This window comes from Serratia sp. YWN4, from assembly GCF_055790845.1.
Genome location: NZ_CM147696.1, coordinates 2,566,047 through 2,582,226, shown reverse-complemented (window position 1 = coordinate 2,582,226; position 16,180 = coordinate 2,566,047). Strand labels below are relative to the sequence as shown.

12 protein-coding genes and 1 other RNA gene are annotated in these 16,180 nt (G+C 49.6%); 6 read left to right on the top strand and 7 right to left on the bottom strand.

Going from position 1 to position 16,180, the window contains the following annotated elements; all coding sequences use genetic code 11:
• Positions 1 to 179: 179 nt before the first annotated feature.
• Both ydiK and rprA read left to right on the top strand, forming a co-directional pair.
• Positions 180 to 1,274: an AI-2E family transporter YdiK gene (gene ydiK / locus ACX9GT_RS12310; protein WP_473191318.1), complete on the top strand. Its 1,095-nt coding sequence runs from the start codon at positions 180 to 182 to the stop codon at positions 1,272 to 1,274.
• Positions 1,275 to 1,401: 127 nt separating this feature from the next.
• An RNA gene (gene rprA / locus ACX9GT_RS12305) (antisense sRNA RprA) lies at positions 1,402 to 1,512 on the top strand.
• Positions 1,513 to 1,587: 75 nt separating this feature from the next.
• On the opposite strand, the gene ACX9GT_RS12300 is transcribed toward rprA, so the two are convergent.
• The 4 genes from ACX9GT_RS12300 to ACX9GT_RS12285 all read right to left on the bottom strand — a co-directional run bounded on the left by ACX9GT_RS12300 (position 1,588) and on the right by ACX9GT_RS12285 (position 6,911).
• Positions 1,588 to 2,793, bottom strand: coding sequence for an MFS transporter (locus ACX9GT_RS12300; protein WP_473191317.1), 1,206 nt, complete (start codon positions 2,791 to 2,793; stop codon positions 1,588 to 1,590).
• Positions 2,794 to 3,044: 251 nt separating this feature from the next.
• A complete protein-coding gene (locus ACX9GT_RS12295; RefSeq protein WP_473191316.1) occupies positions 3,045 to 4,484 on the bottom strand; it encodes an FGGY-family carbohydrate kinase in 1,440 nt (479 codons plus the stop codon).
• Positions 4,485 to 4,628: 144 nt separating this feature from the next.
• Positions 4,629 to 6,101: an FAD-binding oxidoreductase gene (locus ACX9GT_RS12290; RefSeq protein ID WP_473191315.1), complete on the bottom strand. Its 1,473-nt coding sequence runs from the start codon at positions 6,099 to 6,101 to the stop codon at positions 4,629 to 4,631.
• A 21-nt stretch (positions 6,102 to 6,122) separates the two neighbouring features.
• Positions 6,123 to 6,911 (bottom strand): SDR family oxidoreductase, encoded by a 789-nt coding sequence (locus ACX9GT_RS12285; RefSeq protein WP_473191573.1) that lies wholly within the window; start codon positions 6,909 to 6,911, stop codon positions 6,123 to 6,125.
• A 370-nt stretch (positions 6,912 to 7,281) separates the two neighbouring features.
• Between ACX9GT_RS12285 and ACX9GT_RS12280 the strand changes: the two genes are divergently transcribed.
• Complete coding sequence (locus ACX9GT_RS12280) at positions 7,282 to 7,986, top strand: MurR/RpiR family transcriptional regulator (protein ID WP_473191314.1); 705 nt, start codon at positions 7,282 to 7,284, stop codon at positions 7,984 to 7,986.
• A gap of 52 nt (positions 7,987 to 8,038) precedes the next feature.
• Here the strand turns inward: ACX9GT_RS12280 and ppsA are convergent, their stop codons facing one another.
• Entirely contained in the window at positions 8,039 to 10,417 is a 2,379-nt protein-coding gene (ppsA, locus tag ACX9GT_RS12275; protein WP_473191313.1) for a phosphoenolpyruvate synthase, read from the bottom strand.
• Positions 10,418 to 10,897: 480 nt separating this feature from the next.
• On the opposite strand from ppsA, the gene ppsR reads away from it, so the two are divergent.
• The 3 genes from ppsR to ACX9GT_RS12260 all read left to right on the top strand — a co-directional run bounded on the left by ppsR (position 10,898) and on the right by ACX9GT_RS12260 (position 13,487).
• Positions 10,898 to 11,719: a posphoenolpyruvate synthetase regulatory kinase/phosphorylase PpsR gene (gene ppsR / locus ACX9GT_RS12270; protein ID WP_473191312.1), complete on the top strand. Its 822-nt coding sequence runs from the start codon at positions 10,898 to 10,900 to the stop codon at positions 11,717 to 11,719.
• 177 nt (positions 11,720 to 11,896) lie between these two features.
• A complete protein-coding gene (locus ACX9GT_RS12265) occupies positions 11,897 to 12,943 on the top strand; it encodes a 3-deoxy-7-phosphoheptulonate synthase (RefSeq protein ID WP_473191311.1) in 1,047 nt (348 codons plus the stop codon).
• A gap of 55 nt (positions 12,944 to 12,998) precedes the next feature.
• On the top strand, positions 12,999 to 13,487 hold the full coding sequence (locus ACX9GT_RS12260) for a glutathione peroxidase (protein ID WP_473191310.1): 489 nt from the start codon (positions 12,999 to 13,001) through the stop codon (positions 13,485 to 13,487).
• Here the strand turns inward: ACX9GT_RS12260 and ACX9GT_RS12255 are convergent.
• Both ACX9GT_RS12255 and ACX9GT_RS12250 read right to left on the bottom strand, forming a co-directional pair.
• Complete coding sequence (locus ACX9GT_RS12255; RefSeq protein WP_473191309.1) at positions 13,484 to 14,926, bottom strand: protein adenylyltransferase SelO; 1,443 nt, start codon at positions 14,924 to 14,926, stop codon at positions 13,484 to 13,486. The genes ACX9GT_RS12260 and ACX9GT_RS12255 overlap by 4 nt on opposite strands.
• Before the next feature lie 251 nt (positions 14,927 to 15,177).
• Positions 15,178 to 15,915: an EAL domain-containing protein gene (locus tag ACX9GT_RS12250; protein ID WP_473191308.1), complete on the bottom strand. Its 738-nt coding sequence runs from the start codon at positions 15,913 to 15,915 to the stop codon at positions 15,178 to 15,180.
• Between the last annotated feature and the right edge of the window lie 265 nt (positions 15,916 to 16,180).

Here is a 16,180-nt window from a genome sequence, read left to right as displayed (position 1 = left end):
TATCTTTATATCGCCAGTAAAAGCTAACATACTGCGTTTTGTGCAGGCACTCACATTATCACAAACTGACGGCAACAGAAGCGCTGGCGGCAAAACGTGCGCTTGGCTGTGAAAGTTGCCCGAAATGCACCATGATAAAAACGGATAGAAGATTTCACTAATAGGATGAAAACGCATTCATGACACAATCGCAACGCCGATACGATTTACCCACGATTATTTTTGGCGTGTTGTTTATTGCCATTATGATCGTCGCCAGTTTTTGGGTGGTTCAGCCGTTTATTCTTGGCTTCGCCTGGGCTGGCATGGTGGTGATCGCAACCTGGCCGGTATTGATGAAACTGCAACGCTTGCTGTGGGGCCGCCGCTCGCTGGCGGTGCTGATCATGACCATTCTGCTGATCCTGCTGTTTGTGCTGCCGATTTCGTTGCTGGTCAGCAGCGTCGTCGACAATAGCGCACCGATAGTCTCCTGGGTGAATTCGCCGGGTAAGATCCAGATCCCGGATCTGGAATGGCTACGTGCCATCCCGCTGATTGGCGACCGGGTTTATAGCAGCTATCACCTGCTGGTGAGCACAGGCGGAGCCGCGCTGATCGCCAAAGTGCAGCCCTATTTCGGCCAGACGGCCACCTGGTTCGTCACGCAGGCCGCGCATATTGGGCGTTTTCTGGTGCACTGTATGCTGATGGTGCTGTTCAGCGCCCTGCTGTATGCCCGGGGTGAACAGGTCGGGCTGGCGATCCGCCATTTTGCCGTGCGCCTGGCTGCCGAGCGTGGCGATGCCGCCGTGCTGCTGGCAGGGCAAGCGATCCGCGCCGTGGCGTTGGGCGTGGTGGTGACGGCTCTGGTGCAGTCGGTGCTGGGGGGAATTGGTCTGGCGGTGGCTGGCATTCCTGCTGCTACGCTGTTGACGGTATTAATGTTCGTGTTCTGCGTGGCGCAGTTGGGGCCATTACTGATTCTGATCCCGGCGATTATCTGGCTGTACTGGACCGGCGACACCACTTGGGGCACCGTGCTGCTGGTCTGGAGCTGTGTGGTGGGTACGCTGGACAACTTCCTGCGCCCGGCGCTGATTCGCATGGGCGCAGATCTGCCGTTGATTCTGATCCTGTCCGGTGTGATCGGCGGTCTGCTGGCATTTGGGATGATCGGCCTGTTTATCGGCCCGGTGGTGTTGGCGGTTTCTTATCGTTTGGTCAGTGCCTGGGTCAATGAAGCCCCAGAACCCAATACCGATATTGAGGAAGTGGTTAAGGACTTAGAATAATTGTAATCAATCAACGATCTGCCCGACCGAGGGCAGATCGTTAATCCCCTTGCCCCCCTTTTCGCTTTATACCGCCAGGCTTGATTAGGACGAGTCTTAGTGACGAGCCCTGTCTAAGTACTTATTCTGATTGCTATATCTTGCTGATTTGCAGGCAAGTATCCAAACAATATCATCCCATGCATGTGAATTGCTGTGTGTAGTCTTTGCCCGTCTCCTACGATGGGCTTTTTTTTTGTTACCCGCCGGTGGACGGTACTTGAAAAGGTCCGTACCCACGGCTTTCACTGCGGGTACGCTGTATTTCTCAGGATTATTCAGCCGTAACAGGTTTGACCGTGGAAAGTGGTTGAGCTGTGACACGGTGCTTGAGCACAAAGCAGGCAGCAATACCAAAACAGGCCATCACGACGGTATAACCAAAATAAAGCTGGTAACCGGTTTTCTGATCGGGGGCATAATCCATGATATAACCATTAATCAATGGGATAAAAATATCCGGGCAATAACCAACCGCAGAAATCACGCCAATTGCCAGACCGAGCTTACTTTCAGGCACCTTCAGGTTCTCAATAATCGCCCAGTACAGGCCGCGTACTGCGTAAGTCAGCAGGCCGACAAACAGAATAAAGAAAACACAGAAGCCAATCACCACGCCCGCAGACAAACGGGTCGCCGGAATACAGATCAGCCCGACAAGTCCAAGTGCGCTAAGCATTAATGCGTAGGTTAATACTCTGATATTCCCTAATTTATCCCCCAGAAAACCACCGACTACGCCTCCTACTGGCCGCAGCCACAGCTTGATCGTGGTGATCGTTCCCGCCATCACCGCGGTAAATCCCCAGCCACCGGCCTGCAAATAGCCTGAAAAACTGTAGGTAGACCAGAATAAGTGATAGCCGGAGGAGATAATAATCGCGATCAGCCATACCTCGGGTTGGCGCAGGATAAAACCTAAATCCTTCATCAGGTTTTTATGGGTGACTTTTGTCTGCTTTTCTTCTGTCTCGTTCGGTGAGTTTCCTTCAAACCAGATACAGACAAAACAGACGACGGCTAACGCAATACAAAACCAGGAGTACAGATGAATAACGTAGACCAACCCCTGAACCACGTTCGCGTCATTCGGGCCGACCGTCATCGAGAAGATAAATAACGCAATACTCGCCAGAATTGATTCCACCAAGCCACGGCCACCATCATAAATACCGTAAAAGCGCCCGGCCTCATTTTTGGCCGCAAGCAGCTTGATGCGCTTCATAACGGCGCCCCAGAAGGTTAAACCAGTCGTCACTCCCCAGCCGGAAAAAATGATTAACAGCGCGGTGTAGGAAGGTAAGGTGCTATACCAAAGCCCTAACAGCCCCGTTCCCAGTAGCGACAGGGTGATCAGCTTCATCGGTTTCACTCTATCTGCCAACCAGCCGCTGGGCGTGTAGCAGATAAAGAATAAAAAACCCATGACTGAATACAACTCACCGAGCTGTACATTGGAAATATTAAAGGCGTGGATCATCGTATCCTGATAAATCTGCCTCAAGTATAACATCGGATATATTGCCCCACCGGCGACAGTCAGCAATAATATTTGTATATATCTGGCACTATTTTTAACTTGCGCAGTCTTTGCTGTATTTTCCATAATAGTCATACCTGTGTGATATTGTTTACCCTCTTTATTCCAAGCAGCAAGATGCCCTAAGCCAGATATTTACTTAACACCTATGCGTATTACCCAAGGCACCTTGGAATGGCGTAGAGAGATTTTTATATTGATGGTTTATTAAGAAAACCATAGGCCTCTGACAGGAGTGGATCGGTATAATTGCGTACTTTCATATAGACATTTTTATTAATCTCATCGTAGTAAATATGGTTGTTCTGATTAGGAGCGTACTTCTTCTTAACTTGCACCATATCTCTTTTCGCCTGGTTGAAATCCCCCACCACGCCTAATCCAACGGCGGTACACATGGCAGCCCCCAGGCAGGCTGAACTATTGGCCTTCAGGGTATAGGTCTCTTTACCAAACAGATCGCAGATAATCTGCACTAAAACATCGCTTTTTGCCCCGCCGCCAATAATACGAATGCTGCTTATCGTGGATGCCGTTTCCTGTAACATCGCATCAATATTATTTTTTATCGTGTAGGCAATAGCTTCCAGAATAGAACGATAAATATGATATTTAGTATGCCGCTCATCAAAGCCAAGCATGATCCCTTTGCGGAATTGATGGCTTGGAGGGCTCAGCCAGTCAAGAATAGTGATCAGCCCTTCCGAACCTGGTGCGATGGATTCGGCTATACGATTTAACACATCCTCTTCACTGATATTTTCCATTTCAGCGATCTTACTGATATCTTCACCGGCTAAATTTTTAAACCAACTCACCGTCCACATACCACGGCGGATCCCGGTAGATTCATAGACATATTTAAAAGGTTCACACGCCAGCGTCGGGAAAAAACTCTCAGCATTAGAGTAATAATCATGACGATAAAGCATGGCCGAAATAAATGTCCCTAACGAGATCATGATTTCATCGGTCACAGTGATACCTGCCCCCAACACTTCGACCGCCTTGTCATTGCCAGTGGCAAACACCTGAATGTTGGCGTTCAGACCAAAACGCTCGCAGAGTTCTGCACGGAGCGGCCCGTAACTCTCACCGGGTTTTATTAACTCAAACAGCTGGCTACGCGTTAACCCCTGACGCTGGATCTCGGCGTCATCGGCCCATTGCAGAGTTTGCCAATCCATTGGCCAATAGACCTCCTGGTTGGAACAACTGTCTTTGAACGCGCCGGTCAGCCGTAGCCCAAGGTAACCGGAGGTGGTGGTGACATATTTCACCGCGTCATTCTGGTGGACATAGGGTTGCGACATACGCATGTCCATCCAACTGATGACCGGCTCAACCAACTCACCGTTTTCATCCAGTAACACCCGGCAACAACGGATAGTACACAGCCCCATTCCCAGAATCTGATGCCGATCGCCGGTAAATTTATCCAGGCAATCGTCTATGGCCCGAACCAGGCTCTCCCAGAGGTCTTCACCGGGATGGTAAACAACCCCGGCTGCCGGTGTTTCCGTACCCTGTAATAGATCACTGCCATAACAAATTTCATTACCCTGCCGATCAAAAATACCCACCTTGGTACTTTGCGATCCACTATCAATGCCCATAAATAGCTTTTGCATTATTCACTTCCATTATTCTTGATAGCTATAAGGCGGGAGAGATATTTATCTATCCTGAGTTGCAATATTATTGACTGCAACGCCAAGCACGCAGGATATTACATAAGCCTCTCCCGTTCCCTTTGGAAGATTTATCCGTGAAAATTACTCGAAGAAATGTTCAGTACCCGGCTGCGGATAAATACAGCCAAAGTTCATGATGCCTTTCGGATCATAGACCTGCTTCAACCCTTGCAGAATATAATAGGCGCTGCCATGTTCCTGCTCGGTCCATTCGTTTCGATATTTTCCAATACCGTGATGGTGACACATGGAACCACCCAGTTTCAGCGTTTCTTCCACAATAATACGCTGGATAGGATGGTGATAAATACGCATTTCATCCTTGGGTTCGCAGTGAATATGATAGTTATAAACAAAGTACATATTAGTACCGTTAATATAACTGTGCGATGAGTGCCCCCCCAGCATGGTGAGATCTTCACTGCGTTCAAATTCACTACGAATACGCTGGATCACGCGATCGTAGATTTTCGGGATCATTTCCCAACTTGCTGAAATCTCGGTGGTGAAACCATCATGCCGATTGTGATTCACCATCTCGCTCACCTCTTGCTCGATGCGCGCCTGTGACCAGTTGAGATGATTGAACCAGTCTTCGATCAGTTGGCTTTTAACCGGTTTCAGGATCCCCGCCGCATGCTCTTTGATGATGTCGTTGATGCCATCAATGGTGGCATTCACAATGCCGGAAGGCCCTTCCACCATAAAGATCAGGACACATTTACCTTCGTGGAAGGCCGAGAAATGCTGCGCCGCATCCTCTTCTGAATAAACCCGCGCCACCGAAGGGCGATAGCCTGCCGCCATAACGTCACGCAGGATCTTGATACCTGAAGCAACATCCTTGATTAAGTGGCCAATAAACCGGTTGTTCTCCGGGTAGAACTTGAACAGTTTCACCGTAACTTCAGTGATAAAACACAGGGTACCTTCGTTACCAATCACCACATGGCGGATGTCCGGGCCACCCGCACGGCGGGCGACGCTCTTGATGCGTGAAATATGCCCATCAGGGAAGACACACTCCAGGCCAAGCACCATGTCCTCAATCCCGCCGTATAGGGTAGAGAACTGGCCGATGCTGCGGGTTGCCACTAACCCACCATACTGCGCCACCGGTTTGGACTGGGGTGAGTGGCCGGTGGTCAGGCCCTGCTTGCGCACTTCATCTTCCAGCGTTTGCAGGCAAACACCGGCTTGCACCTTGGCTTCCATATTATAACTGTCGATCTTGATGATTTTATTCAGGCGCGCCGAGTCAATCACCAGCGTATTTTCTTTCCAGTTTTCCAGGCCGCCCTCAGTTGCCGTCTTGCCACTTCTTGGAATAACGTTAATGGCATTTTCATTACAGAATTTAAGGATCTCAGCCACTTGGTTGGCACTTTCTGGCAGCACAATTGCCGTAGGCATAGGAACATTCAGCTGTTCTTTGGCCTTGGCATATTTCTTATATCTGTCGGCTGCTGCATCATAGAGCTTGGCATGATCGGTCACGATCTGATCCGCTTTCAGCAGGCTACGCAATTGTTCTAATGTGTCATGCTTGTTCATAATTACCCTTATCATTATTGATTAACGCACTAAAAATCCACCGTCGACCGCTATCACTGAGCCGTTGACATAATTGGATGCATCTGAGGCCAAAAAGACCGCCGTTCCCATCAGATCGGCAATATTTCCCCAGCGATTAGCCGCAATATGAGAAAGCACCCGTTGATTAGCGTCAGGATCTGAACGTGTTTTTTCAGTTAATGGCGTTGCATAATATCCAGGGGCGATCGCGGTGACCTGAATATTAAATTGTGCCAATTCGTCGCAATAGGCTTTCGTCAGCCCAACAATGCCGTGTTTACTCGCTGAATAGGCCGGTGACCACTGCCCGCCCAAATAAGAGAACATAGAGGCGATATTGATAATTTTCCCGCTTCGTTGTGGGATCATGTACTTGGCCACTTCGTGCGACATTTCAAAGGCGGCGCTCAAATTGAGAGCGATCATTTTATCCCACTGTACGCGGGTAAATTTGAGAACATCCGGCTCGTTAATGCACATCCCGGCATTGTTAACCAATATATCGATTCGGCCAAAACGCGCGGCTACCTGATCTATGGCCCGCTGTGGCTCTCCTTCACGGGTAATGTCCGCAAGAATAAACTGATAATCTACCCCACACTCTTCTACCAGATGCCGGGTTTCCCCTTCGTCGTCCGCAATGGCGATAACAGCAACATTGGCGCCAGCTTTAGCAAACGCCAGGCTGTATGCCTGCCCCAGCCCGCTGTTGCCTCCTGTGACGATCGCTGTCCTTCCCTTTAGGGAGAACAGGTTCAAACTGAAGTCTGTGATTTTTTCCAACATGATCGTTTCCTGATGGTTTTTAACATTTCACTTTCATTAGCCCTGACCCTGGATAACATTTATACCAATTATTTTCCACAAAACCATGCCTTAGATCCTATTTGTGGAAAATTATCACCATTAAGTTAAATTTAACCTGTTTTTCAGGTTAAATAGGAATAAATACAAATAAATATTGCATTATTATGGTTATTAATTCTTATTTTTATTGAAAAAATGGAATTTTAGACTTTTTGAGAGATGAGTTAATAGGCTGGCGATGAGGAGTGGCTTTGCCGAGGTGGTTATCTCTTCAGCAATCGGGGTACTCATCGGGCTGATTTTCTCGTAACATTGAGCAGAGATGATCGAGGCTTAACATCGGAAATAAATCATGATAAAGATTGATTACAATAGTTTGAATGTATTGGAAAAGAAACTATTAGACAGCACCAAGGAATGCATTCAGCATAATTCAACGGTTTCTATTACTGAGCTGAGTGCTCAGTTTGATGTTTCAACGTCAAAAATCTCCAAGTTTGTTAGAAAGCTGGGGTTTGAATCTTTCAAACAATATAAAAAATTTATTATCAGCGAACATAATGATGCTCCCCCGGCAAAACCATCAAGCGAGCTACAGCGCATATCAGACTATATCGCTAACTTTGACGATAACCTTGCTCATGATTTTTGGTTAAAGATAAAAGATTGCAATAAGCTGATTATCTATGGGCTAGGCCCTTCTTACATTTGCGCTGATTACTTTGCCTATCGTCTGCGGATTTTTTCTGATGTATTTTCGCTAGCGACCAATGAAGTGACTACCGTCAGAAACTCTGACAGCAAGGACACTAAACTCCTGGTGCTATCGACTACCGGGCAATTCAAATCTTTTGATGAAGAATTATCCGATTTAAATTACAAAGAGATAATCTTTTTATTTGAAGAGTTCCGCTACTTCCCCAAATTGCAGCAAAACACGCTTTTTTATCTTACCAATAGCGGTGGCAACAGTAAGCTAAAGCCCTATGAGAAATCACGGACGTTATTTTTTATTTTTCTAGAGGAAGTGATACAAAAATTCATGCCTAATACTTAGCCTAGCGAAATAGCGTAGAGGGGCACCTATTCGGTGCCCCTGGAAAGATCAATTACCTTTTCTTCGACAGATTCATCCAGGTTTGCACCACGGTATCCGGGTTAAGCGACAAACTGTCGATCCCCTGATCCATCAACCACTCGGCAAAATCGGCATGATCCGACGGCCCTTGGCCACAAATCCCCACGTACTTGCCGTGGCGCTTGGCGGCTTGAATCGCCATGGTCAGCAGCATTTTTACCGCTTCGTTGCGTTCGTCGAACAGTTCGGAAACCACGCCAGAGTCGCGATCCAGCCCCAGAGTTAGCTGCGTCATATCGTTGGAACCGATAGAGAAGCCGTCGAAATGCTCGAGGAACCGATCGGCCAGCAAGGCGTTGGAAGGGATCTCGCACATCATGATCACTTTCAGCCCATTCTCGCCACGCTTGAGCCCCTGACGCGCCAACTCCGCCACCACCGCTTCCGCCTGCGCTACGGTGCGGACAAACGGCACCATAACCTCGACGTTGGTCAGCCCCATATCATTGCGCACCCGTTTCATTGCCTCGCACTCCATGGCAAAGCAGTCACGGAAGCTGTCAGCAACGTAGCGACCAGCGCCACGGAAGCCCAGCATTGGGTTTTCTTCGTGCGGTTCATACTTCTCGCCGCCCACCAGGTTGGCGTATTCGTTGGATTTGAAGTCAGAAAGACGCACGATCACGCGCTTCGGCCAGAATGCTGCGCCCAACGTGGCGATCCCTTCGGTCAAACGGCCCACATAGAACTCGACCGGATCATCATAACCCTGCATCAGCGCACGGATTTCGGCTTGCAGTTCTGGCGTTTGCTGGTCGAACTCCAACAGCGCACGCGGGTGCACGCCAATCATGCGGTTAATAATGAATTCCAAGCGAGCCAGACCCACACCTTCGTTCGGTAGCCGGGCAAAATCGAAGGCGCGATCCGGGTTACCCACGTTCATCATGATCTTCAGCGGGAGTTCTGGCAGCTCGGTGACCGCTGAACTCTGCACGGTGAAGTCCAGCATGTCGCTGTAAACAAAACCGGTATCGCCTTCGGCACAGGACACGGTGACTTTCTGCCCATCTTTCAGCAGATCGGTGGCATGACCACAGCCAACCACCGCCGGGATCCCCAATTCACGGGCAATAATCGCCGCATGACAGGTTCGCCCGCCACGGTTGGTGACAATCGCGGCGGCTTTTTTCATGATCGGCTCCCAGTCCGGGTCGGTCATGTCAGTCACCAGCACATCGCCAGGCTGAATACGATCCATTTCACTGATATCGTAAATCACTTTCACTGGGCCAGCCCCGATGCGCTGACCAATAGCCCGCCCTTCCACCAGCACGGTGCTGTTGCCGTTCAACTGGTAACGCTCCATCACTTTTTCATTGGAGCGCACGGTTTCCGGGCGCGCTTGTACGATCAGCAATTTGCCGGTGTGGCCATCTTTTGCCCATTCGATATCCATCGGGCGGCCGTAATGTTTTTCGATCAACAAAGCCTGATGCGCCAAGGCCTGCACTTCATCATCAGTCAAAGAGAAACGGTTGCACAACGCCTCTGGCACATCTTCGATCCGAACCTGTTTGCCGTGATCTTGTGAAGGTGCGTACACCATGCGGATTTTCTTCGAGCCCAGGTTGCGGCGCACAATGGCTGGTTTACCTTTCAGCAACGTCGGTTTGTGCACATAAAATTCGTCTGGGTTGACTGCGCCCTGCACCACCATTTCACCCAGGCCAAACGCCGAAGTAATAAACACCACCTGATCAAAACCGGATTCAGTATCGATGGTGAACATCACCCCAGACGACGCCAGATCGGAACGCACCATGCGCTGCACGCCCGCAGACAGCGCCACGCCGCGATGATCGTACCCTTGATGCACCCGGTAGGAGATCGCACGATCGTTAAACAATGAGGCAAACACGTGCTTGATCGCCACCATCACGGCATCGATGCCTTGCACGTTGAGAAAAGTTTCCTGCTGGCCAGCAAACGACGCATCTGGCATATCTTCGGCCGTGGCGGAAGAGCGCACGGCAAACGAGGCTGCGCTTTCGCCGTCTGCCAGTTGCTGGTACGCCAGGGTAATTTCGCGCTCGAATTCTGGGTGGAAAGGCGTATCGATCACCCATTGGCGAATTTGCGCACCGGCTTTGGCCAATTGAGCAACGTCGTCAATGTCGGTTTGATCCAATAACTGATAGATGCGTTGGTTAACACCGCTTTGCTCAAGAAAATCATTAAATGCCTGTGCGGTGGTGGCAAACCCGTTTGGTACGGCAACACCCAAATCGGAAAGATTGGTGATCATTTCACCGAGGGAGGCATTTTTACCGCCGACACGGTCAACGTCGTGCATGCCAAGTTGGTTATACCAAAGTACATTACGCAAGTCTGGGCCATTGTTGGACATCGAGACAATCCTTATTGCTATCAGTAGGGTCTAAGCGGATTTTATTTGGTAAGCAGAACCAAGCCAGACTAGCACAATGATCTATAGAAATTGGAAAGGTGAATCGATCAACCCAATAAAGAAAATGGATTTTAAGATAAACACTGAAATAACCGAATTTAAATGGGGATCGTTCCCTTTAGCACTAAACAAATATAATTCAATAAGTTAGATATTTTTATTTTCAAATTAAACACTCATGCTACTCAAAAATGGATTTGTGGAAAATAACATCAATCAACTAAGTACATTCGCCACTAACTCACAAAAACCGTTTTATAAAAAATAAAATCATGTTTTATTAAGAGAGTTAGTGGCCTATTTTTAGACTGGCTGGTTAAAATATGGCTTTATTAATCGCCATTAATCATGATATTCAATCATTCACAGATCACGATATTTCTCACCCCAGGATCACTGTTTTCAGTCAAGGAGTTGTGGATGGAAAGAAGCGTTTTTTATATTTCAGACGGCACGGCCATCACCGCCGAAGTGCTGGGGCATGCGGTGCTGTCGCAGTTCCCCATCAAGGCGACGACCTATACCCTGCCATTCGTAGAAACCGAAGCGCGGGCCCGTGGCGTGTGCCAACAAATTAATGATATTTATCATCAGACTGGGGTTCGCCCGCTGGTGTTCTATTCGATTATCTCTCCAGAAGTACGCCAGGTGATCACCCAGAGTGAGGGTTTCTGCCAGGATATCGTACAAGCACTGGTTGGGCCGTTGCAGGGCGAACTGGGGGTAGAACCCACGCCCATCGCCAATCGCACCCACGGTTTGACTGAAAGCAATCTCGGCAAATATGACGCCCGTATCGCCGCCATTGATTACACTTTGGCGCATGATGATGGTATTTCACTGCGTAATCTCGATCAGGCACAGGTGATCCTGCTTGGCGTTTCGCGCTGTGGCAAAACCCCCACCAGCCTGTATCTGGCCATGCAGTTCGGTATTCGCGCGGCCAATTACCCGTTTATCGCCGACGATATGGACAATTTACAACTGCCCGCCGCGCTAAAACCCTTGCAGCATAAGCTGTTTGGCCTGACGATTGACCCGGAACGGTTGGCCGCCATCCGCGAAGAGCGGCGGGAAAACAGCCGGTATGCTTCACTGCGTCAGTGCCGGATGGAATTGGCAGAAGTGGAAGCCCTGTTTCGCAAAAATCAAATCCGCTACCTCAATACCACCAACTATTCGGTGGAAGAGATCTCGACCAAAATCCTCGATATTCTTGGCATGAGCCGCCGTATGTTCTAAGTAAAGCAGCAGGAAACTGGCCTGCTGCCGCCCACTTTTTACCCTGTCAGGCTTTTTTGCTGAATTTGCTCAACAGAACCGGGTTTCTACGGTTGAATTCAGCGATTTTTGCGTTATTGTGATCGTCATCACTTCCCGGTATTCCTGCCGTAGCGAAGAACAGTTTTAGAGAAAATCATGCACAAAACAGATGAATTGCGAACCGCGCGCATCGACCATCTCGTTACGCCTCAAGCGCTAGCGGAAAAGTTGCCGATCTCAGACGCCATTGCCAATAACGTGACAGCGTCACGCAAACGTATTGAAAACATCCTGATGGGCGAAGACCGCCGCTTGCTGGTAGTTATTGGCCCCTGCTCCATTCACGATCTGGATGCGGCTGCCGATTATGCTGGCCGCTTGAACGTTTTGCGTGAACGCTATCAGGATCGCCTGGAAATCGTGATGCGCACCTATTTTGAAAAACCGCGCACCGTGGTCGGCTGGAAGGGGCTGATCTCCGATCCCGATCTGGATGGCAGCTTTCAGGTCAATCGTGGGATCGAAATGGCCCGCAAGCTGTTGCTGGCCGTTAACCAGCTCGGCCTGCCCACCGCCACCGAGTTTCTAGATATGGTGATCGGCCAGTATATTGCCGATTTGATCAGTTGGGGGGCGATTGGCGCACGCACCACGGAAAGCCAGGTACACCGCGAAATGGCCTCGGCGCTCTCCTGCCCGGTGGGCTTCAAGAACGGCACCGACGGTAATACCCGTATTGCCATCGATGCCATCCGCGCAGCTCGTGCCCGCCATATGTTCCTGTCGCCCGACAAGCACGGCCAGATGACCATTTACCAGACCAGCGGTAACCCATTTGGCCACATCATCATGCGCGGGGGCAAAAAGCCGAACTATCACGCCAATGATGTGGTGGCCGCCTGCGACAGCCTGCGCGAGTTCGATCTGCCGGAGCATTTGGTGATCGACTTCAGCCACGGTAATTGCCAGAAAATGCACCGCCGCCAGTTGGAAGTGGCAGAGAACGTCTGCCAGCAGATCCGGGCTGGTTCAGTGGCGATTACTGGCGTAATGGCGGAAAGTTTCCTGGTGGAGGGTACGCAGAAAATCGTCAGCGGCCAACCGTTGACCTATGGCCAGTCGATTACCGATCCTTGCCTGAGCTGGTCCGACAGCGAACAGTTGCTGGCAATGTTGGCAGATGCGGTGGATACTCGTTTCTGATCGCCTTGAGTGGGGTGTGTCTCACGCCCCACCAGCAGAAATGCGGAGCCCTTGTATGAACAACTCTTTGTTATCTATCCCCTGCGTCACCTTGCAGGGCGAGTTCAAAACGCTGGCTGACTTCTCCGCTCGGGTTTATCTGGTAGTCAACACCGCCAGCCAATGTGGTTTTACCCCTCAGTATCAAGGGCTGGAAAATCTCTGGCAGCGCTACCGCGAACGTGGCTTGGTGGTGCTCGGGTTTCCTTGCAATCAATTTGGCAAACAAGAGCCGGGTAACGCGCTGGAAATCGCCGAATTTTGTAATCTGAATTATGGCGTTAGCTTCCCGCTATTCAGCAAGATCGACGTTAACGGTGCAGACGCCCACCCACTGTTTAGCGAATTGAAACGCCGGGCACCCGGTCTGCTGGGCAGCCAGCGTATCATGTGGAACTTCACCAAGTTTCTCTTCACTGCGGATGGTGCTCGAATTACCCGTTTTGCCCCGTTCACCAAGCCAGAACGCTTGCCCGAGCACATAGAAAAACTGCTTGAGCCTTAGCTCGAGCAGGAAATCTCCAGATGTTTGCCCCAGTCTGGCGGCAACGCGGCGAGATCGTCATATTGCGGATCATCAGCAAACGGCTGTAACAATGCCTGGTGCAGCCGTGCCAGTTTGCTGACATCATGTTGTTCCGCCGCCTCGATCGCCTGCTGAGCCAGATAATTGCGCAAAATCAACCGCGGATTCGCCGCCTTCATCGCTTGCTGACGCTCGGCATCGCTCACTTGTTCTTGCTGCAAGCGCAGGCGGTATTGCTGATACCAATGATCAAACGCGGCGCGATCGATAAACTCATCCCGCAGCGGGGATTGCGCCTGCTGCTGTTCAACCGTGCTCAATAGGCGGAACGTGCGGGTATAATCACGCCCTTCCTGCGCCATCAGGCGCAGCAGGCCAGTCAGCAGATCGTTATCCAGCGTCGACGGCGTGAAAAAGCCCAGCTTGGCGCGCATCTGTTCGCCATAAGCCTGCATTAGCGCGGGTTCATAGGCCGCCAGCGCATCCTGTAACTGTTCGGTTGTCATCAGGCCGGAAAGCGTGTGCGCCAACCGGTGCAGGTTCCACAGCCCGACCGCCGGTTGATTATCGAAAGCGTAACGGCCCTGATGATCCGAGTGGTTACAGATGTAATCCGGTTTGTAATCATCAAGGAAGCCATAAGGCCCGAAATCCAGGGTAAGGCCGAGGATGGACATGTTATCGGTATTCATCACACCGTGCGCAAAGCCGACTGTCTGCCAATGGGCAATCAGGCGCGCGGTACGTTCTACCACCTCGGTAAACCACAGCGAGTAACGCTCTTTTTCTTCAACCCATTGCGGCCAGTGATGGGCAATCACGAAATCCGCCAGTTGCTTCACCTGATCTGCCTGCTTGCGGTAATAGAAATGCTCAAAATGACCAAAGCGTATATGGCTTTCTGCTACGCGCAGCAGCATCGCTCCCCGCTCTGGTTGTTCGCGAAATACCGGTTGTTCGCTGGTTACGATGGTCAACGCCCGCGTAGTGGGGATCCCCAAATGATGCAGCGCTTCAGAGGCCAAAAACTCGCGGACTACCGAACGCAGCACCGCCCGGCCATCCCCCATGCGCGAATAAGGCGTCAAACCCGCCCCTTTCAGGTGCCAGTCCATGCGGCGACCATCCGCCAACCTCTGTTCACCCAGTAAAATCCCTCGGCCATCGCCCAACTGCCCAGCCCAGGAACCAAACTGGTGGCCGCTGTAAACCTGCGCCAATGACTGCATGCCCGGCAACAGCGTTTCCCCTGCCCAAACTGGCGTTTTTTCCGGTGTAAACCAGCTGTCATCCAAACCCAACTCACAGGCCAACGGCTGGCTGTGGTACAGCAAGCGAGCACCTTTGAGTGGCGTTGGATTCAACTCGGTGTAAAAACCGGGCAACTGCTGATAATAAGTATTTTCAAACTGTGGCATAGGCCCTCCATTACCTTCAGTGTAGAGCCTGAGCACGCTGATTAATACGGAGGAATTGCAGGGATAACGCTCTGCCTGTTTACCAGGCAGAGGTGAATGCATTACCGGCGACGCCGGGAAATTTTTAATGCTTTACCACGTTGACCAAAAAAATGCTTTGCGAACGAAAAAATCGCGATAAATAACAAGACTGGGATCACGAGAACAATCATTCCGTCCATTGTTAACCTCATTAGGTGTGTTAGAAATAATCAGCTATTGCTATCGAATCCCGCATCAATCCTTCGCAGAGTTCGTAGATTATCCACACTAATGACAGGCCATAAAAACCCCTGTAGACCTAAAACACCAGCGTTTCTGAGTTTATTGAAGTACTCTTTTTTTTCTATTCCGCAAACGATCACCCCCTTACAGAGCAGATTGATATTTTTCAATAGCGAATCAATAACCACGTCATAACCCGGATGGGTAAACAGCTGCCAGTAAAAGCGTTTATCTACTTTTACGTAGTCAAACAGGCCATCATACAGTGCCGTGAGCGTTGTTTTACCCGAGCCAAAATCATCCAGCCACAGGGTAAAATATTCACTCAATAACCTGACCGTTTGATTGTTTTTTCCCGCAGAAAGATGAGGGAAACTCTCGCTGATCTCAAAATTAATAAACGGCCATTGCTGAACACGCTGGCGTAGCACAAGGTTGCTAATAAGCACATCAGCAATGGTTTCTTCAATATTGATGGTTAATAATACGTCATTCTCAACGAACCATGATGCCTGCTGTTCAACCAGCAGCAATTGTTCATTAAATAATTCAATCCGTTGTTCAGGGGATAATAAATTAACCCCAATTTCCATCGGCATTGCCAGATCGCCATCCGGGCTATTGAAACGACTGAGGATCTCCACCGCCAGTAATCTTCCTTCCATTGAGTAAACCGGGTGGAAGACAGAATGACTAATAAAGTCAGCTTCAAATTTAACTTTCATTTTAATGCCAAAGGATTAACGGCGATTATTCAATGCTATATCAATATATTCTATCGCTCAACCCCACCTAAGATTAATCGTAAATTTTAATGTAATTACCAATACATTATCAATAAATCAATAGTTTAAAGCTATGTTAAAACCATAAATAGTTTAATTATAAATTAATTTATCTTAAGGCTAGGAAACCAGCGGAAGAGTGATTTCTATTCTACTTGAGTTTATGGCGTGCAAGCCCGCCGCCCATTTTATTTATCATTACTGA